At 60.2% G+C, this 19,702-nt stretch carries 16 protein-coding genes; 6 read left to right on the top strand and 10 right to left on the bottom strand.

The features are described 5' to 3' along the window. Positions 1-4: 4 nt before the first annotated feature. The 7 genes from AC5SEM_RS00910 to mreB all read right to left on the bottom strand — a co-directional run bounded on the left by AC5SEM_RS00910 (position 5) and on the right by mreB (position 9,768). A complete protein-coding gene (locus tag AC5SEM_RS00910) occupies positions 5-865 on the bottom strand; it encodes a carbon-nitrogen hydrolase family protein (RefSeq protein WP_495471971.1) in 861 nt (286 codons plus the stop codon). 58 nt (positions 866-923) lie between these two features. After that, positions 924-4,730 (bottom strand): YhdP family protein, encoded by a 3,807-nt coding sequence (locus tag AC5SEM_RS00905; RefSeq protein WP_495471970.1) that lies wholly within the window; start codon positions 4,728-4,730, stop codon positions 924-926. 75 nt (positions 4,731-4,805) lie between these two features. Further along, positions 4,806-6,263 (bottom strand): ribonuclease G, encoded by a 1,458-nt coding sequence (gene rng / locus AC5SEM_RS00900; RefSeq protein WP_007915369.1) that lies wholly within the window; start codon positions 6,261-6,263, stop codon positions 4,806-4,808. Between the two features lie 58 nt (positions 6,264-6,321). Then, a complete protein-coding gene (locus tag AC5SEM_RS00895) occupies positions 6,322-6,918 on the bottom strand; it encodes a Maf family protein (protein WP_495471969.1) in 597 nt (198 codons plus the stop codon). A 37-nt stretch (positions 6,919-6,955) separates the two neighbouring features. Then, positions 6,956-7,447 (bottom strand): rod shape-determining protein MreD, encoded by a 492-nt coding sequence (gene mreD, locus AC5SEM_RS00890; protein WP_077571118.1) that lies wholly within the window; start codon positions 7,445-7,447, stop codon positions 6,956-6,958. Continuing rightward, complete coding sequence (gene mreC, locus AC5SEM_RS00885) at positions 7,447-8,589, bottom strand: rod shape-determining protein MreC (protein WP_116029467.1); 1,143 nt, start codon at positions 8,587-8,589, stop codon at positions 7,447-7,449. Before mreC ends, mreD begins: the two co-directional genes overlap by 1 nt. 141 nt (positions 8,590-8,730) lie before the next feature. Further along, positions 8,731-9,768: a rod shape-determining protein MreB gene (gene mreB / locus AC5SEM_RS00880; RefSeq protein ID WP_002555108.1), complete on the bottom strand. Its 1,038-nt coding sequence runs from the start codon at positions 9,766-9,768 to the stop codon at positions 8,731-8,733. A 211-nt stretch (positions 9,769-9,979) separates the two neighbouring features. Here mreB and gatC point away from each other — a divergent pair, with 211 nt between their 5' ends. The 6 genes from gatC to AC5SEM_RS00850 all read left to right on the top strand — a co-directional run bounded on the left by gatC (position 9,980) and on the right by AC5SEM_RS00850 (position 15,199). Continuing rightward, positions 9,980-10,267, top strand: a complete 288-nt coding sequence (gatC, locus tag AC5SEM_RS00875) for an Asp-tRNA(Asn)/Glu-tRNA(Gln) amidotransferase subunit GatC (protein WP_007915356.1) — start codon at positions 9,980-9,982, stop codon at positions 10,265-10,267. A gap of 16 nt (positions 10,268-10,283) precedes the next feature. Continuing rightward, a complete protein-coding gene (gatA, locus tag AC5SEM_RS00870) occupies positions 10,284-11,735 on the top strand; it encodes an Asp-tRNA(Asn)/Glu-tRNA(Gln) amidotransferase subunit GatA (RefSeq protein ID WP_220557806.1) in 1,452 nt (483 codons plus the stop codon). A 10-nt stretch (positions 11,736-11,745) separates the two neighbouring features. Continuing rightward, entirely contained in the window at positions 11,746-13,191 is a 1,446-nt protein-coding gene (gene gatB / locus AC5SEM_RS00865) for an Asp-tRNA(Asn)/Glu-tRNA(Gln) amidotransferase subunit GatB (protein WP_034154465.1), read from the top strand. A gap of 148 nt (positions 13,192-13,339) precedes the next feature. Beyond that, positions 13,340-13,714 carry a septal ring lytic transglycosylase RlpA family protein gene (locus tag AC5SEM_RS00860; RefSeq protein ID WP_077571111.1) on the top strand — a complete coding sequence of 125 codons (375 nt, stop codon included), beginning with the start codon at positions 13,340-13,342 and terminating at the stop codon, positions 13,712-13,714. A 46-nt stretch (positions 13,715-13,760) separates the two neighbouring features. Further along, positions 13,761-14,822 (top strand): calcium/sodium antiporter, encoded by a 1,062-nt coding sequence (locus tag AC5SEM_RS00855; RefSeq protein WP_077571109.1) that lies wholly within the window; start codon positions 13,761-13,763, stop codon positions 14,820-14,822. Continuing rightward, on the top strand, positions 14,819-15,199 hold the full coding sequence (locus tag AC5SEM_RS00850; RefSeq protein ID WP_016984177.1) for a carboxymuconolactone decarboxylase family protein: 381 nt from the start codon (positions 14,819-14,821) through the stop codon (positions 15,197-15,199). The genes AC5SEM_RS00855 and AC5SEM_RS00850 overlap by 4 nt, the downstream gene beginning before the upstream one ends. Positions 15,200-15,307: 108 nt before the next feature. Here the strand turns inward: AC5SEM_RS00850 and AC5SEM_RS00845 are convergent, their stop codons facing one another. The 3 genes from AC5SEM_RS00845 to AC5SEM_RS00835 all read right to left on the bottom strand — a co-directional run bounded on the left by AC5SEM_RS00845 (position 15,308) and on the right by AC5SEM_RS00835 (position 19,702). Beyond that, complete coding sequence (locus AC5SEM_RS00845; RefSeq protein WP_495471968.1) at positions 15,308-16,249, bottom strand: AEC family transporter; 942 nt, start codon at positions 16,247-16,249, stop codon at positions 15,308-15,310. Positions 16,250-16,775: 526 nt separating this feature from the next. Then, a complete protein-coding gene (garD, locus tag AC5SEM_RS00840; RefSeq protein WP_456024204.1) occupies positions 16,776-18,329 on the bottom strand; it encodes a galactarate dehydratase in 1,554 nt (517 codons plus the stop codon). Between the two features lie 11 nt (positions 18,330-18,340). Beyond that, positions 18,341-19,702 carry an MFS transporter gene (locus AC5SEM_RS00835; protein WP_007915342.1) on the bottom strand — a complete coding sequence of 454 codons (1,362 nt, stop codon included), beginning with the start codon at positions 19,700-19,702 and terminating at the stop codon, positions 18,341-18,343.

Below are 19,702 nucleotides of genomic sequence, written 5' to 3'. Positions count from 1 at the left end.
AGGTTTACGCCTTAAATTCGTGTTCTGAAGCAGGCCGCTGTGCGCCCTGCGAGAAAAACCGCCGATGACTGGTCACCGGCATTCGCGCCCTGATGGACGCTTGTTCATTGCTGTCGCGCTCGGCCAACAGCACCGCCTCGCCTTGATCCTGACTCGCCAGCACGCGGCCCCACGGGTCGATAATCGCCGCGTGGCCAAAGGTTTCCCGCGGTCCTGGGTGGGTCCCGCCCTGCGCTGCGGCCAGCACATAACATTGTGTCTCGATGGCCCGCGCGCGAATCAGCACATCCCAATGCGCTGCGCCGGTCACCGCAGTGAAGGCTGACGGTGCGGTAATCAGTTCAGCACCGGCAGCACGCAATTCGCTGTACAGCTCGGGAAAGCGCAAGTCGTAACACACGGTCAGGCCAAGTCGGCCCACCGGTGTATCCGCCACCACCACGCCACTGCCATAAGCATAGTCATCGGATTCGCGGTAACGGCCGCGATTGTCCGCCACATCGACATCGAACAGATGCAACTTGTCATAGCGGGCAACAGTTTCGCCGTGTTCATCGACCAACAGCGAGCAGGCATTGACCTTGGCTGTCGGTTGATCAACCGGCGGCAACGGCAAGGTGCCAGCCACTATCCATAACTTGAGGTCGCGGGCGGTCTGTTTCAACCATGGCAGGATCGGTCCTTCGCCCATTGCTTCGGCGCGACCGATATCAGCGACGTCGCGACGGCCCATGGCAGCGAAATTTTCCGGTAGCACCGCGAGCTTCGCGCCGCCGGCAGCAGCCTGCTCGAGCAGGCGTCGGGCCTGAGCCAGATTGGCCAGCACATCGCTCTGGCTGACCATTTGAATCACCGCTAAAGACATGGCGAACTCCGCAAGAGGTATGCGGCCATGCTACTCCATCGGTTCAGGGGCTGGCTGTTCAAAAAGGCTTGTCGAAGGTGATTTTCGGCTCTTTCCATGGGCCTTTGACGGTGTATTTCACACTGGCGAAGCGCGCCACACGATCACCGATGAGCTTGTCGATCAGGAACAGTGCGCCGCCAACCGCTGGTGCGCCGACGATCAACGCTGCGATCGGCAGGTTGTTGGTCACCGGCAAGGTCACCAACAATTTGGCGTCGACCTTGTCGCCGACCAGATCCAGCGTGCCGTCCAGTTCGAGGTTGCTCGAAGGGCCGGTCAGGCGAATCGGCTCACGGGTGACATACACACCATTGTTTGCCACCAGCAGGCCTTTGACCCGGTCGTAGCTCAAGCCTTTACCGAACAGATCGGAGAAGTCCAGACGCAAACGGCGGCCGATCGAGTTGAAGTTGAGCAGACCGAACACCCGCAAAGCCTGGGCGCCGCCCTCCACTTCAACAAACTGGCCTTTGTTCAGCGACGCATCGAGGGTGCCGGAGAAACGCTTGGTCGCCAGCCATGCCGGCGAGCCCGGCCAACGGCCATCGACGTCCATGTGGAATTCTTCGCTGGTCACGCTCGGGGCAAAGCCCCAGCCCTTGAGGACATCAGCGAGATTCTTGCCGCCAATCCGGCCCTTGAACCAGCTGTTGGTCGCACCCGGCGTGCCTTCCCAACCGCCATTACCCTGCAACAGGATGCCTTTGAGGCCCATGTCGAGGTTGTTCAGGGCGATGCCTTTAGCGGTCGGGCGCACCTTCAACGACCAGCCGCCGACCAGATCCGGGCCGAGGAACAGTTGATTGATGGTGATATCCAGCGCGGGAATTTTCGTCGGATCGACCGATACCAACGGATCCGGCGAATTCTCGTCAGCCTGCACCGTCGGGTCCGGCGCCGGCAGTTTCACGTATTGCAGATTGACCGCAATCGGCACGCCCTTGGCGTCTGGCAGGCTTGCCGAACCTTTGGCCTGCTGGCTGTCGAGCGCCAGATTCCACGCGCCCGGCTTGCGATTGACCTGAACCGACGCCTGATCCAGCGTGGTGCCGAACGCGGTGAGCTTGCCGACCTTGAAATCAGCACTGTTGAGCAATTGCTTGGCGCTGCCGCCCGGATCCTGCCCAGCGTATTTGTTCACCAGGTCCTGCCACGGCGCGACGTCCAGCTCCGAGAGCACCCCGCGAATCCGCAAGCCTTTGGCACCCGGCAGCACGGCTTCGCCAGCACCGAGGAACAGCTCGCCACGGCCCTCGGCAAAATTGCTCGGCGGTGCCGCAAAGGTGAAATTGGCCAGTTGATCGTAATTGACCCAATAACGCCGCTCCTGCCCCTGCAAGGTCATGCGAAACACCGTGTCGCGACCGACATCTGCCGCCATGCCGAACGGCGCTGGCAGATCCACCGCCACACCTTTCATGCTGGAGCTGACCATCAACTGGCTATCGGCGCCGTCCAGATTCAACTGCAACTGATACGGAATCGTCCCTAACACTGGCAATGGCTGCGTCACGCCCAGCCAGTCGGTGAGTTTCTTCACCTCGACCTGCCCGGATGCCGCGACCCGGGTCTTGAGCTTGCCGGGACTGCCGTCGGCGAAGATCTGCGCAGTGACCGGTTTATCGAAGGCACGCGCGGCGATGTTCTGCCCGCTGAGACCTTTGGCGCTGTCAAAGCGGAAATCACCCTTGAGCTGGGTCAGCTCAAGCTTCGGCTCGGCCAGCTTGAGGCGCGCATTGGCGGTTTTGAAGTCGACGAGGATTTTCGGTTGGTCGCCGCCCTTGTCCAATGGGATATCGAGCTTGAGCTTGCCTTGCAGATCCCCCGCCCCTTCCCAACCGGCGAAGGTTTCACCGGTGCCGATCGGTGCGTCCTGGAGAATTTTCAGACCATCACCGAGGCCGCCGGCAAAGCCGCCATCGAGATACATGTGCGTGTGTTGCCCGGCCGGTACGTGGGGAATATTGACGAAGACATCGCTGACCTGAGTGTCGAGCAACTGGCCCTTGTCTGCCCAGATCCGCACGCCACTGTCTTCGATGAACACGTCGCCACTGACCTTGCTCACGTGCGGCCAGCCTGGCTGGAAGGCCAGTTCAGCGTCGTGCACCTTAAAGAACAGACTGATGCTGCGATCGGCCTCCCCGGCGTTCTTGCTCAGCGAGCCCTGATACTGGAAGAAACCCTGATCGACCGCGCCTTTGAGAATCGCCGTACGCAGCCACTCGTCGAGCGCCGGGCTCAAGACTTCGGGCAGGTATTTGGCCGTATAGCGACCATCGCCATCGACCAGACCGACCCGCAGGTCCATGTAGTCTTCCTGGCTATGATCGAAATGCAGGCGAATCAGGAAATCGCCGGCAATCTTGCCCTCCTCGCCGAGCACCTTCAGGTACGGGGCTATCAGGGTGAAGCCGTCTTTATCGAGTTTCCAGGTCAGGCGTGCGTTGGCCTGGAGGTACTGCCATGGCTTGGCGAAAATCGGATCGAGGTGCAGGACAAAATCCTTGCTGTCCATGCGCAACTCGCCACCGTCGAGGTTGCCACTGAGGCTGCCGCTGACGTTTCGAGCTGCCGGGGCGCCGTGATAGGCGTCGAAACCGACGTTATCCAGGTTGGTGGCGAAGCTGAATTTGTTGCCATCGGTGGCATTGGGGCGGAAATCCAGCAACACATTGCGCAGACCACCGGTGACTTTCAAATGATCAACGGCCGTGGCGAATCCTTGCGGCAGCGGCCCCAAGGCGTTCAGTAGTGGAGTGATCGGGGTCAGATCGAGGCGATCCGCCTGCAAGTGCCAGAGCTCGTCCACCTTGTCGGTCGCGCGCGTCTGCTTCAGCTGTACATGCGACTCCCAACGGTTTTCACCAAAACTCATCGCCAGCGAATCGAGGGTAACGGTCGCGCCCTCGGCACTGTTCTCGTAGTAGGCGTTAAGCGCCAGATTATTGATCTGGATCGGCTTGCGATCGGCGTAAGCGCCGGTCAGTTGCGGCGCGTTCAAACGGAGCGCCGCACTTTGCAGCGTGCCCTTGGCCCAATTGACCCAGAGTTCGCCACCAGCCTTGATCTCGGAAAAATTCCATTGTTGGGTCAGACGCTCCGGCAGCCACTTCGACCAGTCGCTTTGCGGCAGGCTGGCATACCCCTCCACCACACTGTCCTGCCATTGCTCCGGGCGAATTCGCGTACGCAGACTCAACGCAACAGGCTGGCCATCGGGCAAGGTCAAACGCGCATCGAGCCGTTGACGGCTGGCGCCGGTTTTCAGATTGAGGCCGACATAGGTGAGCGTCAGCGGCGCGTGATCCTGCGGCTGCAAGGTCACCTGACTGTCGAGCACCGACAGTTGTTGAATCATCTGCGAGCGCTTGAACAGTTGCTGCGGATCGAGCGGCTGATCGTTCTGCACCGGCAGACCTTCCAGCGCCCAAGTGCCGTCTTCGGCCTCTTTGAGGCTGATTTTCAGGCCGTTGAGTTCGAGATGGGCAATGCGCACTTCACGCGCCAACAGACTGGCCCAGAGATCCGGCACCGCTCGCACGCGGTCCAGACGCAACGCATTGGCACCAGCCCCGACCATAACGTCATGAGCCAGCAGGATCGGCGCAAAACCGCTCCAGTTGCCTTCCAGTTCGCCAATCTGCAACGGCATGCCAAGGGCGGCGCTGGCCTTGTCTTCGATGTCGGCGCGATACTCGGCCACCAACGGGGTCAGCTCACGGCCGAGACTGACGTACAACGCCATCAACACCAGAACCAACGCGCACAGGCCCAGCCCCCAACGGGTGAGTGCGGCCAGAATGCGTGTCAGACGCTCCATGTCAGTTGGCTCCCATGGCAAAAATACTGCGAAAAGCTGAGGCCAGCCGCGGTGGAATTAACGTGACGCAGGGGATCAGAGCAGCACCACGTCATATTGTTCCTGGGAATACATGGTTTCCACCTGGAAGCGTATGGTGCGCCCGATAAACCCTTCAAGCTCGGCAACGTTACCGGATTCTTCGTCGAGCAAGCGGTCGACGACTTTCTGGTTCGCCAGCACCCGGTAACCCTCGGCCTGATAGGCCCGCGCTTCACGGAGGATCTCGCGGAAGATCTCGTAACAGATGGTTTCCGCAGTTTTCAGTTTGCCGCGCCCCTGGCAACTGCTGCACGGTTCGCACAGCACTTGTTCGAGACTTTCACGGGTGCGCTTGCGGGTCATTTGCACCAGACCCAACTCGGTGATGCCGATGATGTTGGTCTTGGCGTGATCGCGCTCCAGCTGTTTTTCCAGAGTGCGCAGCACCTGGCGCTGATGCTCTTCATCTTCCATGTCGATGAAGTCGATGATGATGATCCCGCCCAGATTGCGCAGACGCATCTGCCGGGCAATCGCGGTGGCCGCTTCGAGATTGGTCTTGAAGATGGTTTCTTCGAGGTTGCGATGGCCGACGAAGGCCCCGGTGTTCACATCGATGGTGGTCATGGCTTCTGCCGGATCCACCACCAGATATCCACCGGATTTCAGCGGCACCTTGCGTTCGAGGGCTTTCTGGATTTCGTCTTCGACGCCGTACAGGTCAAAAATCGGCCGTTCACCCGGATAATGCTCCAGACGATCGGCGATCTCCGGCATCAGTTCGGCGACGAACTGCGTGGTTTTCTGGAAGGTTTCCCGCGAGTCGATGCGGATCTTCTCGATCTTCGGGTTGACCAGATCACGCAGCGTACGCAACGCCAGACCGAGGTCTTCGTAAATCACGCTCGGTGCGGCGATGGTTTTGATCTGCTCGTTGATCTGATCCCACAGGCGGCGCAGGTAGCGGATGTCCATGAGGATTTCATCGGCGCCAGCGCCTTCGGCGGCGGTGCGCAGAATGAAACCGCCGGCCTCCTTGATCCCCTCTTTGGCCACGCAATCGCTGACCACCTGCTTGAGGCGCTCGCGTTCGGCTTCGTCTTCGATTTTCAGCGAGATGCCGACGTGGGCGGTGCGTGGCATGTACACCAGATAGCGCGACGGGATCGACAGCTGCGTAGTCAACCGCGCGCCTTTCGAGCCGATCGGATCTTTGGTGACCTGCACCACCAGGCTCTGGCCTTCATGCACCAGCGCGCTGATGCTTTCCACCGCCGGGCCTTCACGCAGAGAGATTTCCGCAGCATGAATGAATGCCGCGCGATCCAGGCCGATGTCGACGAACGCCGCCTGCATGCCCGGCAGTACCCGAACAATCTTGCCCTTATAGATGTTGCCGACGATCCCGCGTTTTTGCGTGCGCTCAACGTGGACTTCTTGCAGCACACCGTTTTCGACCACCGCCACGCGCGACTCCATCGGCGTGATGTTGATCAGAATCTCTTCACTCATGGCAGGATCTCGTTCAGGCGTGTTCACGATAATGGCCGCATCTGGATTCGTACGACGCTTATTGCGCGTTCAGGTTTTGCCAACAGGGTATGCCGAAATGGCCTAACAGTTCTGCGGTTTCGCAAACCGGCAACCCGACCACTGCCGAGTAACTGCCGTTGAGCCCCGCGACAAACACCGCGCCGAGCCCCTGAATGCCATAACCGCCGGCCTTGTCCCGCGGCTCGCCACTGGCCCAATAGGCGGCGGCTTCATCCCCGCTGATAGGCCGGAACCGCACCAGACTGCGCACCACCCGCGACTCACAGCGCTCGCCTTCCAGCACAGCGATGGCGGTCAGGACTTCATGCTCCTTGCCAGACAACATCATCAGCATGGCGCATGCATCGTCTTCGTCCACCGGTTTGCCAAGAATTTTGCCGTCAAGCACCACGGCGGTGTCGGCACCCAGCACGCAGAATGGCTGAGCGGACACGATTGTGCGCCGCCCGGCCTCGGCCTTGCCGCGCGCCAGACGCTCGACGTAAGCCGACGGCGATTCTTCGGGCAATGGGGTTTCGTCGATATCCGCACTGATGGCGGAGAACGCAAAGCCGATCTGCGTAAGCAATTCACGGCGACGCGGCGATCCGGAGGCGAGGTAAAGCGGCTTCATCAAAACATCTCCCTGTTCAGTGCCCAGCTTCACCGGCTCAATTGATTTTGTAGCGTCGGCGCAATCCGCGTAGGGCAAAGCTGACCCAAGGCCAGAGCAAGGCGCTCACCAGTGCTGGTAGAACCAGCGCCAGGGTGGGTTGACGGTTGCCGGTCAAGGCACTGAGCCACAACTGCACCAGTTGCGCGAGGCCGAAAATCACCAGGATCACCAGGCATTGCTGCCACATCGGAAACATCCGCAGGCGTTGTTGCAATGACAGCACGAGGAAAGTGATCAGCGTCAGGATCAAGGCGTTCTGCCCCAGCAGCGTGCCGTAGAGCACATCTTCAGCCAGGCCCAGACAGAACGCCGTGACCATGCCGACCGTTTGCGGCATGTACAGCGCCCAGAATGTCAGGAGCAGTGCCAGCCACAGCGGACGCAGGATTTCCATGAATTGCGGCAACGGCGAGACACTGAGCAACATGCCGATGAGAAACGTCAGCCAGACAATCCAGCCGTTTCGCGATGCAGTAGCCCCGACCATTATTCTTGTCTCCCGGTTGTCGCCGGCGCACTGACGGGCGGTTTTGCCGCAGGTCGTGCAGCGGGCTGGGCAGCTGGAGGTTTGCTGGCCGCTGGCGTCGCTGCCGGTGGCTTGGCAGCCGCTGGCGGTTTGCTTGCTGCGGGTTTGACCGGTGTGGTGCTGGCGGCAGCGGCCGGTGCGGCAGGCGTTGCTGGCGTCGTCGCAGCCGCTGCAGGCGGTGTCACGGTTTTCGGCACAGTGGCCGGAACAATCGGGCCGCCGCCAAAGGCATCAAGATTTTCCTGGGCTTGCGCGACATCGTTGGCGCGCTCTTCGGCGGTGCGGTTGTCGCTGAATACCAATAGCAGGTAACGGCTGCGATTGAGTGCGGCCGTCGGCACGGCGCGGACGATCGCGAACGGCTGACCGGAATCGTGAATGACTTCCTTCACCGTGGCCACCGGGTAACCGGCCGGGAAGCGCTGGCCAAGCCCGGAGCTGACCAGCAGATCGCCTTCCTTGATATCTGCCGTGTCGGCGACGTGACGCAATTCCAGACGTTCCGGGTTACCGGTGCCGCTGGCAATCGCACGCAAGCCGTTGCGGTTCACCTGCACAGGAATGCTGTGAGTGGTGTCGGTCAGCAGCAGTACACGCGAGGTGTACGGCATCAACTCGACCACCTGGCCCATCAAGCCGCGCGCATCGAGCACCGGTTGACCCAGCACCACGCCATCGCGCTCACCTTTATTGATGATGATGCGATGGGTGAAGGGGTTGGGGTCCATGCCGATCAACTCGGCCACTTCGACCTTTTCATTGACCAGCGCAGAGGAATTGAGCAACTCGCGCAGCCGAACGTTCTGCTCGGTCAGTGCAGCAAGCTTTTGCATGCGGCCCTGATACAGCAGATTTTCGGTCTTGAGTTTTTCGTTTTCGGCGACCAGTTCGGTGCGACTGCCGAACTGACTGGCAATCCCTTCCCACAGCCGTCCGGGCAGGTCAGTGATCCAGTAGGCGTCCATCAACACCAGCGACGCTTGTTTGCGTGCAGGCTTGAGCAGGTCGAAGCGGGCATCGACCACCATCAGCGCGACCGACAGCACGGCCAGCACCAACAGGCGCACACCCAACGAAGGGCCTTTGGCGAAAAGCGGTTTAATAAGCCGCTCCTCCCAGGCAAATGTTCTGTTTATTCATACGGCATCAAACCGGCCTGGATGAAGACTGACAGAAGATAAACGCCAACAGGCAGCACTGCAAAGTGCTGCCTGCGCGCTCACCCACGTATTGCAATCGGCGACTTATTCGCTCGAAAGCAGATCCATGGTGTGCTTATCCATCATTTCCAATGCACGGCCACCGCCGCGAGCAACACAGGTCAGCGGATCTTCGGCAACGATGACTGGCAGACCGGTTTCCTGGGCCAGCAACTTGTCGAGGTCACGCAGCAACGCGCCACCACCGGTCAGCACCAGGCCACGCTCGGCGATGTCGGAAGCCAGTTCCGGCGGCGATTGCTCCAGAGCGCTTTTCACAGCCTGAACGATGGTCGCCAGAGACTCTTGCAGAGCTTCCAGTACTTCGTTGGAGTTCAGGGTGAATGCGCGTGGAACGCCTTCGGCCAGGTTGCGACCGCGAACGTCGACTTCGCGAACTTCGCCGCCCGGGTAGGCCGTGCCGATTTCCTGTTTGATGCGCTCAGCGGTGGATTCACCGATCAGGCTGCCGTAGTTACGGCGCACGTAGGTGATGATCGCTTCGTCGAAGCGGTCGCCGCCAACGCGGACGGATTCGGCATAGACCACACCGTTCAGGGAGATCAGCGCGATTTCGGTAGTACCACCACCGATATCCACGACCATCGAACCGCGTGCTTCTTCGACCGGCAGGCCGGCACCGATCGCAGCAGCCATTGGCTCTTCGATCAGGAACACTTCACGGGCACCGGCACCGAGGGCCGATTCACGGATGGCACGACGCTCAACCTGAGTGGACTTGCATGGAACGCAGATCAGCACACGAGGGCTAGGCTGCAGAAAGCTGTTTTCGTGAACCTTGTTAATAAAGTATTGCAGCATCTTTTCGCAGACGCTGAAGTCGGCGATCACGCCGTCCTTCATCGGACGAATGGCAGCAATGTTGCCCGGCGTACGGCCGAGCATGCGCTTGGCCTCGGTGCCGACAGCAACGACACTTTTCTGGTTACCGTGTGTCCGAATGGCCACAACCGATGGCTCATTCAGGACGATACCGCGCTCGCGCACGTAAATAAGGGTGTTGGCAGTGCCCAGGTCAATGGAAAGATCGCTGGAAAACATGCCACGCAGTTTCTTGAACATGGGAAAGGGACCCTAGGCAACGCGTGGGTAAAAAAGTGCGGCAAACTCTAACAACGACAGGGATTTTGGGCAAGGCGCCAATATGTTAAATTGGCCGCTTTTCTGTGCACCAAGCCCCACAATCGCGGCCTTATGACCGTAGAAGTGCGGTAGTGTTCCGACAATCTAACACACGGACGCCGTCCGTTCTGTTTTCCACAGGAGAATCCCGATGGCGCTAGAACGCTCCGACGTGGAAAAAATCGCTCATCTGGCCTGCCTTGGCCTTAATGATGCCGATCTTCCACACATTACTTCCGCTCTCAACAGCATTCTCGGTCTGGTCGACGAAATGCAGGCTGTTAATACCGACGGAATCGAGCCTCTGGCCCACCCGCTGGAAGCCAGTCAGCGCCTGCGCGCCGACGTCGTGACCGAGAGCAATCACCGCGAGGCCTACCAGTCCATCGCACCAGCGGTCGAAAACGGCCTGTATCTGGTTCCGAAAGTCATCGACTAAAGGGAAAGAGCCTGCAATGCATCAAATGACTCTGGCCGAGATCGCCCGCGGTCTCGCCGATAAAAAGTTTTCCTCCGAAGAGCTGACCAAAGTCCTGCTGGCACGCATTACCCAGCTCGATCCGCAGCTCAACAGTTTCATCAGCCTCACCGAAGAGCTGGCCCTCGAGCAGGCGAAAGCTGCCGATGCACGCCGCGCCAACGGTGAGAGCGGCGCCCTGCTCGGCGCGCCGATCGCTCACAAAGATCTGTTCTGCACCCAGGGCATTCGCACCAGCTGCGGCTCGAAGATGCTCGACAACTTCAAAGCCCCGTACGACGCCACCGTGGTCGCGAAACTGGCCGCTGCCGGTGCCGTGACCCTGGGCAAGACCAACATGGACGAATTCGCCATGGGTTCGGCCAACGAGTCGAGCTGGTATGGCGCGGTGAAAAACCCGTGGAACCTGGAACACGTGCCGGGCGGTTCGTCCGGTGGTTCGGCGGCGGCAGTTGCCGCGCGTCTGTTGCCAGCGGCAACCGCCACCGACACCGGCGGTTCGATCCGTCAGCCAGCAGCGTTCACCAACCTCACCGGCCTGAAACCGACCTACGGTCGTGTTTCGCGCTGGGGCATGATCGCTTACGCCTCCAGCCTCGATCAGGGCGGGCCGTTGGCGCGCACGGCCGAAGACTGCGCAATTTTGTTGCAAGGTATGGCCGGCTTCGATCAGAACGATTCGACCAGCATCGATGAACCGGTTCCGGATTACTCCGCAAGCCTCGGCGACTCGCTGCAAGGCCTGCGCATCGGCGTGCCGAAGGAATACTTCAGCGCCGGTCTCGACCCGCGCATCGCCGAGCTGATCCAGAACAGCATCAAAGAGCTGCAGAAGCTCGGTGCCGTGATCAAGGAAATCAGCCTGCCGAACATGCAGCACGCGATTCCTGCGTACTACGTGATCGCGCCAGCAGAGGCCTCGTCGAACCTGTCGCGTTTCGACGGCGTGCGTTTCGGCCATCGCTGCGAGCAACCGAAAGACCTGATCGACCTGTACAAGCGCTCCCGTGGCGAAGGCTTCGGCGCGGAAGTGCAGCGCCGGATCATGGTCGGTGCGTACGCGCTGTCCGCCGGTTACTACGACGCCTACTACCTGAAAGCGCAGAAGATCCGTCGTCTGGTGAAGAACGACTTCATGGCTGCCTTTAATGAAGTCGACATCATCCTCGGCCCGACCACGCCGAACCCGGCCTGGAAGCTTGGCGCCAAGAACAGTGACCCGGTCGCTGCCTATCTGGAAGACGTCTACACCATCACCGCCAACCTCGCGGGCCTGCCGGGCCTGTCGATGCCGGCCGGTTTTGTCGACGGTCTGCCGGTGGGCGTGCAGTTGCTCGCGCCGTATTTCCAGGAAGGTCGCCTGTTGAACGTTGCCCACCAGTATCAGCTCAACACTGACTGGCACACCCGCACCCCAACCGGCTTCTGAGGAGACACACATGCAATGGGAAGTCGTGATCGGGCTGGAGATTCACACTCAGCTCACTACCCGGTCGAAAATCTTTTCCGGTAGTTCCACCACATTCGGTTCCGAGCCGAACACCCAGGCCAGCCTGATCGACCTGGGCATGCCCGGCGTTCTGCCGGTGCTGAACCAGGAAGCGGTGCGTATGGCGGTGATGTTCGGTCTGGCGATTGATGCCGAGATCGGTCAGCACAACGTGTTCGCGCGTAAAAACTACTTCTACCCGGATCTGCCGAAGGGCTACCAGATCAGCCAGATGGAATTGCCGATCGTTGGCAAGGGCCACCTGGATATCGCCCTGGAAGACGGCACCGTCAAACGTGTCGGCATCACCCGCGCGCACCTGGAAGAAGACGCCGGCAAGAGCCTGCACGAAGAATTCAACGGTGCCACCGGCATCGACCTGAACCGTGCAGGCACGCCGCTTCTGGAAATCGTTTCCGAACCGGACATGCGCAGCGCCAAGGAAGCCGTGGCTTACGTCAAGGCGATCCACGCGCTGGTACGTTATCTGGGCATCTGCGACGGCAACATGGCCGAAGGCTCGCTGCGTTGCGACTGCAACGTGTCGATCCGTCCGAAAGGTCAGGTCGAATTCGGCACGCGGTGCGAGATCAAGAACGTCAACTCGTTCCGTTTCATCGAGAAGGCGATCAACTCCGAGATCCAGCGTCAGATCGAGCTGATCGAAGACGGCGGCAAAGTGATCCAGCAGACTCGTCTGTACGATCCGAACAAGGACGAAACCCGTCCGATGCGTTCGAAAGAGGAAGCCAACGACTACCGTTACTTCCCCGATCCGGATCTGCTGCCGGTCGTTATCGAAGAATCGTTCCTCGGCGAGGTGCGCGCCACCCTGCCGGAACTGCCACCGCAGAAACGCGAGCGCTTCCAGGAGCAATTCGGCCTGTCGGTCTATGACGCCAGCGTGCTGGCCACCAGCCGCGAACAAGCCGATTACTTCGAGAAAGTCGCGAGCATCGGCGGCGACGCCAAACTGGCGGCGAACTGGGTGATGGTCGAGTTGGGTAGCCTGCTCAACAAGCAAGGCCTGGACATCGACGAGTCGCCGGTTTCCGCTGAACTGTTGGGCGGCATGCTGCAGCGCATCAAGGACAACACCATCTCCGGCAAAATTGCCAAAGTGGTGTTCGAAGCGATGGCCAACGGTGAAGGCAGCGCGGACGAGATCATCGAAAAACGTGGCCTCAAGCAAGTGACCGACAGCGGTGCGATCTCGGCGGTACTGGACGAAATGCTCGCGGCCAACGCCGAGCAGGTTGAACAGTATCGTGCAGCGGATGAAGCCAAACGCGGCAAGATGTTCGGCTTCTTTGTCGGTCAGGCGATGAAAGCGTCGAAAGGCAAAGCCAACCCGCAGCAAGTGAACGAACTGCTGAAAAGCAAGCTCGAAGGCTGATGAAAATGGAGCCAGACAAACAGCCTGGCTCCATCCCCTGTAGGAGTGAGCCTGCTCGCGATAGCGATTTGACAGTCACTTTTCCGGTGTCTGACATTGCGCTATCGCGAGCAGGCTCACTCCTACATTTGTTTTCGGGAAACCTTGAATGAAGCGTCTGCTCAGCCTTTTTGCCCTGCTCTCTTTACTGGCCGGTTGCGCCAGCACCGACACCATCGACCCGCACGGTTACGACCAGACCGGTGTCGCCTCCTATTACGGCGCCAAGCACCACGGTAAACGCACCGCCAGTGGCGAGCCGTTCAACCAGAATTCCCTGACCGCCGCCCACCGCCAGCTACCCTTCGGCACACGGGTGAAGGTCACCAACCTGAAAAACGATGAATCCGTCGTGGTCCGCATCAACGACCGTGGCCCGCATACCCGTGGACGCCTGATCGACGTGTCCCGCGAGGCCGCCGAACAACTCGGCATGCTGCGCAGCGGCACCGCACGGGTTCGCGTGCAGGCCCTCGACGACTGATGGAGCGCTGACCATTTTCGGATTAGCCGACTTACCCCTGATCAGCGTGATCGAACTGCTCGCCGGCCTGTGCCTGCTGATCTTCGGCGCAGAGTTGATGGTGCGCGCGGCGGTGCGTCTGGCAGCGCGTCTGCATGTGCGGCCACTGATCATCGGCCTGACCATCGTCGCCCTCGGCAGCAGCGCGCCGCAAATGGCCGTCAGTTTGCAAGCGGCACTGGCGCACAACCCGGACATTGCCGTCGGCAGCGTGGTCGGCAGCAGCATCTTCAACATTCTCGTCACCCTCGGCTTGTCAGCGCTGATTATTCCTTTGCGTGTCTCGCGGCAACTGGTGCGGCTGGATATTCCGCTGATGATCGGCGCCAGTCTGCTGGTGTTCGTCCTAGCTTGGAACGAAGAGATCGGGCGCTTTGACGGCCTCCTGTTGTTGGGCGCGTTGGCGTTGTATCTCGGCTTGTTGTTGCGCCAGTCACGGCATTCGGCGCGGCCGCACACGGATCGAGTTGAAACAACCCAAGCGTCGTGGATCGGCAGTTCGCTGATGATCATTGTCGGTTTGGCGATGCTGGTATTCGCCGGCCATCTTCTGCTCGGGGCTGCCGTGGTGGTGGCAACTGATCTTGGATTTTCCGAGCGCGTCATTGGCCTGACCGTTGTCGCTGTCGGCACCTCCCTGCCGGAACTGGCGACCTCGCTGATCGCCGCACTGCGCGGGCAACGGGATATTGCCGTCGGTAACGTGATCGGCGCCAACCTGTTCAATCTGCTCGGGGTACTCGGCCTGACCGCATTGATCGCACCGACGCCGCTGTCGGTGTCGCCGAACGCACTGGATTTCGACCTGCCGGTGATGCTCGGCGTCGCCGCGCTGTGCCTGCCGGTGTTCTATTCAGGCTACCGCGTGACCCGCGCCGAAGGTCTGCTGTTGCTCGGTTTGTATCTGGCGTACGGACTGCACGTGGTGTCGTTCACCACCGGCATGCCACTGGCCGGCAAGCTTGAGCGGCTGATGCTGTTTTATGTCTTGCCGACGCTGTTGACGTTTTTGCTGTTCACGTCGATCCGCGCCTGGCGCCGCCAACACCACAAGAGTGATAAACCATGACCGAATCGAAGAAGTCCGGGGTTGAAGTCCGCCGCCAGGTAATGGGCGATGCGTTTGTTGATCGCGCCTTGGGCAACGCCACCGAGTTCACCCAGCCATTGCAGGACTTCGTCAATGAACATGCCTGGGGTGGCGTGTGGAATCGTGAAGGCCTGCCGCTGAAAACCCGCAGCCTGATCACCCTCGCCGCGCTGACAGCACTGAAGTGCCCGCAAGAGCTGAAGGGCCATGTGCGCGGTGCGCTGAACAATGGCTGCACCGTGGATGAGATTCGTGAGGCGCTGCTGCATTGCGCGGTGTATGCCGGCGTGCCGGCGGCGATCGATGCGTTTCGGGCGGCGCAGGAAGTGATCGATACCTACCAGAAACCTGAGTGATTGAACTGACGCCTTCGCGAGCAGGCTCGCTCCCACATTGGATTGCATTTCACATGTGGGAGCGAGCCTGCTCGCGAAGAGGCCCTGAGCAACACCACAACATCAAAATCAGATCCACCCACCCCACTGCAAAACGAAGATCCCGACGTTGGTGGTAATCGCCGCCATCAACGTGGTCATCACGATAATCGCCGCCGCCAGCTCATGATTGCCCTGCGCCGCGCGGGCCATGACAAAACTCGCCGCCGCCGTCGGGCTGCCGAAATACAGAAACAGTATCCCCAACTCCGCCCCACGAAATCCCCACAACCACGCGCCGAGCGTCGCCAGCACCGGCAAGCCGACCATCTTCACCAGACTGGAACTGAGCGCCATATTGCCGCTCTTGCGCAGCGCCGCCAGTGACAGCGTGCCGCCGATGCAGATCAGCGCCAGCGGCAAGGTGGTCTGCGCCAGATACTGCCCGGAAGTCTCCAGACAGCCCGGCAAACCGATCTTGAAATAGGCAAACGGCGCCGCCGCAATCACGCTGATGATCAGCGGATTGCTGAACACGCTTTTGCAGATGCTCCACGGATCGGACTTGATCACCGGGCTGTACACCGCCAGCACAATGGTCGACAGGGTGTTGTAAAACAGGATCACCAGCGCCGCGAGAATCGCCCCGAGGGAAATCCCGTAGTCGCCGTACATGCTCGCTGCCAGTGCCAGGCCAATGACGCCGTTGTTGCCGCGAAACGCGCCTTGGGTATAGATGCCGCGATCTTCACGCGGGCATTTGAAAATCGCCCAACCCCAGGCCAGGGCAAAGCTAACCAGCGTGGCGAGGGAGAAGTAGATCAGCAGGGACGGTTGCAACGCGGCGTGCAGGTCGGCATGCAGAATGCCGAGGAACAGCAGCGCCGGCATGGTCACGTTGAACACCAGCGACGAGGCGGTGTGGATGAAGTTGTCGTTGATCCAGTCGATGCGCTTGAGCAGCACACCGAGAAACAGCATGGCAAACACCGGCGCGGTGATGTTCAGGGTTTCGAGGAAGATTGCCAGCATGCCGGGGAGCCTTGGGTGAGCGTCGTTAGGGGCCAATGATAAAGCAAAAGCCCCTCACCCTAGCCCTCTCCCCGAGGGAGAGGGGACCGATCGGGGGATATTGCAGAAATCCATCGACCTGAAATGACATCGCTGAATCCATAATCGACCCGATTTGTCAGGTCGATGTCCAGCGTAAGACAACCCGGTCGGCCCCTCACCCTAGCCCTCTCCCCGAGGGAGAGGGGACCGATCGGGGGATATTGCAGAAATCCATCGACCTGAAATGACATCGCTGAATCCATAATCGACCCGATATTTCAGGTCGATGTATAGCGCCAGACAACTCGATCAGCCCCTCACCCTAACCCTCTCCCCGAGGGAGAGGGGACCGATCGGGGGATATTGCATAAATCCATCGACCTGAAATGACTTCGCTGAATCCATAATCAACTCGGTATTTCAGGTCGATGTATAGCGACAGACAACTCGGTCGGCCCCCTCTCCCTCCGGGAGAGGGCTGGGGTGAGGGCAAGCCGATCACACCTCAAGTAATCGGCGCCGGGTTGAACAACGTAATGTCGTTATGCAGCTTGTGCTTCTCCGCCCAGGTCTGCTGCTTGCCGCTCGCCACATCCAGGTAATAGTGGAACAACTCCCAACCCAATTCCTCGATCGTCGCGCGCCCGGTAGCGATCCGCCCGGCATCAATGTCGATCAGATCCGGCCAGCGCTGCGCCAGCTCCGTACGCGTCGACACCTTCACCACCGGCGCCATCGCCAACCCATACGGCGTACCCCGCCCGGTTGTGAACACATGCAGGTTCATCCCCGCCGCCAACTGCAACGTCCCGCAAACAAAATCACTGGCCGGCGTCGCACAGAAAATCAAACCCTTCTGCTTGAAGCGCTCACCCGGGCCGAGCACGCCGTTGATCGCGCTGCTGCCGGATTTGACGATCGAACCCAGCGACTTCTCGACAATGTTCGACAGCCCGCCCTTCTTGTTGCCAGGCGTAGTGTTGGCGCTACGATCCGCTTCACCCTTGGCCAGGTAACGGTCGTACCAGTCCATCTCACGCACCAGTTCCTCGGCAACGGTTTTGCTTTCGGCACGTGAAGTCAGCAGGTAAATCGCATCGCGCACTTCGGTGACTTCGGAAAACATCACCGTCGCCCCCGCACGCAGCAGCAAGTCCGAAGCGTAGCCTAGCGCCGGGTTGGCGGTGATCCCGGAGAACGCATCGCTGCCGCCACACTGCATGCCCAGGATCAGCTCGGACGCCGGCACTGTTTCGCGGCGGCGCTGGTCGAGTTTCTTCAGGCGCACTTCAGCCAAGTCCATGATCTGCTCGATCATCTCGGTGAAACCGTGACTGGAATCCTGCAGGCGATACAGCCACGGATCACTCAGATCCACCGACGCATCGTCCTCGTGCATCACCTGCCCGGCCTGCAATTTCTCGCAGCCCAGACTGATCACCAACGCCTCGCCCCCCAGATTCGGGTTGCGCGCCAGATTGCGCACGGTGCGGATCGGGATGTAAGCGTCGGTGGCGGTAATCGCCACGCCGCAGCCGTAACTGTGAGTCAGCGCCACCACGTCATCGACGTGCGGGTACTTCGGCAGCAGTTCTTCCTTGATGCGTTTCACCGCGTGATCGAGCACGCCGGTGACGCACTGCACCGTGGTGGTGATGCCAAGAATATTGCGCGTGCCGACGGTGCCGTCGGCGTTGCGATAACCCTCGAAGGTGAAACCTTCCAGCGGTGCCTGCGCGTCCGGCACATCGGTGGACAGCGGCAAGCTGTCCAGCGGCGGCGCGGTCGGCATGCGCAGTTGATCTTCCTTGACCCAACTGCCCCGGCGAATCGGCTGCAATGCGTAGCCAATCACCTGACCGTAGCGAATCACCTGGCCGCCCTCGGGAATGTCTTCAAGGGTGACCTTGTGGCTCTGCGGCACAAATTCCAGCGTCACCAGGCCATCGGCAAATTCAGTACCGGCCGGGGCGCCCTGGTCGTTGACCACTACCACCACATTGTCCCGCTCGTGCAGGCGGATGTGGCGCGGCGAGTCGGAATGTTCAATCAACTGCATGACGCCGCTCCTCAGGAATGCGCTTGGGACAATTTACCGCTGGCTTCAACACCGCCATTGGTTGGCGGCTCTTTGAGTACCACACGTTTGATCGGGCCGACGATGACCAGATAGCTGAACACCGCCACCAGTGCGTTGGCACCGACAAACACCAGCGCCCATTTGAACGAACCGGTGGAGCTGATGATGTAGCCAATCACGATCGGCGTGGTAATCGAAGCGATGTTGCCGAAAGTGTTGAACAGGCCACCGCTCAGACCGGCGATCTGTTTTGGCGAGGTGTCGGAAACCACCGCCCAACCCAGTGCGCCAACGCCTTTGCCAAAGAAGGCCAGGGCCATGAAGCCAACCACCATCCATTCCACTTCAACATAGTTGCAGGCAACGATGCTGCTGGAAACCAGCAGGCCGGCAATGATCGGCGCTTTGCGCGCGAAGGTCAGCGAGTGGCCTTTGCGCAGCAGGTAGTCGGAAATCACCCCGCCAAGTACGCCGCCGATAAAGCCGCAGATTGCCGGCAACGAGGCGATGAAACCAGCTTTGAGAATGGTCATGCCACGCTCTTGCACCAGATACACCGGGAACCAGGTCAGGAAGAAATAGGTGATGCCGTTGATGCAGTACTGGCCCAGATACACGCCAAGCATCATGCGGTTGGTCAGGAGCTGACGGATGTAATCCCACTTCGGACCGTCGGACTTTTTGCCCTTCTGATCCATGTCGACCATGCCGCCGTTTTCAGCGATGTGTTTGAACTCGGCTTCGTTGATACGCGGGTGTTCACGCGGGCTGTAGATCACTTTCAGCCAGACCAGCGAGAAGATGATCCCGAGAATCCCCATGACGATAAACACGTGCTCCCAGCCAAAGGAGTAAACGATCCAGCCCATCAGCGGTGCGAACAACACGGTGGCAAAGTATTGCGCCGAGTTGAAGATCGCCGAAGCGGTGCCGCGTTCAGCGGTCGGGAACCACGCGGCGACGATGCGCGCGTTACCGGGGAAGGATGGCGCTTCAGCCAGACCGACGAGGAAGCGCAGCATGAACAGCGCAACGATGGCCGTGGACATGCCGAATTCACCGACGAAGCCTTGCAGCACGGTGAACAGCGACCAGGTGAAAATGCTCAGGGCATAGACTTTTTTCGAGCCGAAGCGATCGAGCAGCCAGCCACCGGGGATTTGCCCGGCCACGTAGGCCCAACCGAATGCGGAGAAGATGTAGCCGAGGGTGACTGCGTCGATGCCCAGATCTTTTTGCAGGCTGGAGCCGGCGATGGCGATCGTGGCGCGGTCGGCGTAGTTGATCGTGGTCACCAGAAACAGCATGAGCAGGATCAAATAGCGGACGTGAGTCGGCTTGGACGATTGCAT

The sequence above is a fragment of the Pseudomonas sp. CH61 genome, from assembly GCF_059429415.1.
This window is presented reverse-complemented; position numbering and strand designations above follow the sequence as displayed.

What these genes read in the sequence shown, in the direction of transcription:
- garD (WP_456024204.1), bottom strand. Translation starts at nt 18,329, where the DNA reads ATGCAGTTGATTGAACATTCCGACTCGCCGCGCCACATCCGCCTGCAC.
- AC5SEM_RS00845 (WP_495471968.1), bottom strand. Translation starts at nt 16,249, where the DNA reads ATGCTGGCAATCTTCCTCGAAACCCTGAACATCACCGCGCCGGTGTTT.
- gatC (WP_007915356.1), top strand. Translation starts at nt 9,980, where the DNA reads ATGGCGCTAGAACGCTCCGACGTGGAAAAAATCGCTCATCTGGCCTGC.
- gatB (WP_034154465.1), top strand. Translation starts at nt 11,746, where the DNA reads ATGCAATGGGAAGTCGTGATCGGGCTGGAGATTCACACTCAGCTCACT.
- AC5SEM_RS00850 (WP_016984177.1), top strand. Translation starts at nt 14,819, where the DNA reads ATGACCGAATCGAAGAAGTCCGGGGTTGAAGTCCGCCGCCAGGTAATG.
- AC5SEM_RS00860 (WP_077571111.1), top strand. Translation starts at nt 13,340, where the DNA reads ATGAAGCGTCTGCTCAGCCTTTTTGCCCTGCTCTCTTTACTGGCCGGT.
- mreB (WP_002555108.1), bottom strand. Translation starts at nt 9,768, where the DNA reads ATGTTCAAGAAACTGCGTGGCATGTTTTCCAGCGATCTTTCCATTGAC.
- AC5SEM_RS00835 (WP_007915342.1), bottom strand. Translation starts at nt 19,702, where the DNA reads ATGCAATCGTCCAAGCCGACTCACGTCCGCTATTTGATCCTGCTCATG.
- gatA (WP_220557806.1), top strand. Translation starts at nt 10,284, where the DNA reads ATGCATCAAATGACTCTGGCCGAGATCGCCCGCGGTCTCGCCGATAAA.
- AC5SEM_RS00910 (WP_495471971.1), bottom strand. Translation starts at nt 865, where the DNA reads ATGTCTTTAGCGGTGATTCAAATGGTCAGCCAGAGCGATGTGCTGGCC.
- AC5SEM_RS00905 (WP_495471970.1), bottom strand. Translation starts at nt 4,730, where the DNA reads ATGGAGCGTCTGACACGCATTCTGGCCGCACTCACCCGTTGGGGGCTG.
- mreD (WP_077571118.1), bottom strand. Translation starts at nt 7,447, where the DNA reads ATGGTCGGGGCTACTGCATCGCGAAACGGCTGGATTGTCTGGCTGACG.
- AC5SEM_RS00895 (WP_495471969.1), bottom strand. Translation starts at nt 6,918, where the DNA reads ATGAAGCCGCTTTACCTCGCCTCCGGATCGCCGCGTCGCCGTGAATTG.
- rng (WP_007915369.1), bottom strand. Translation starts at nt 6,263, where the DNA reads ATGAGTGAAGAGATTCTGATCAACATCACGCCGATGGAGTCGCGCGTG.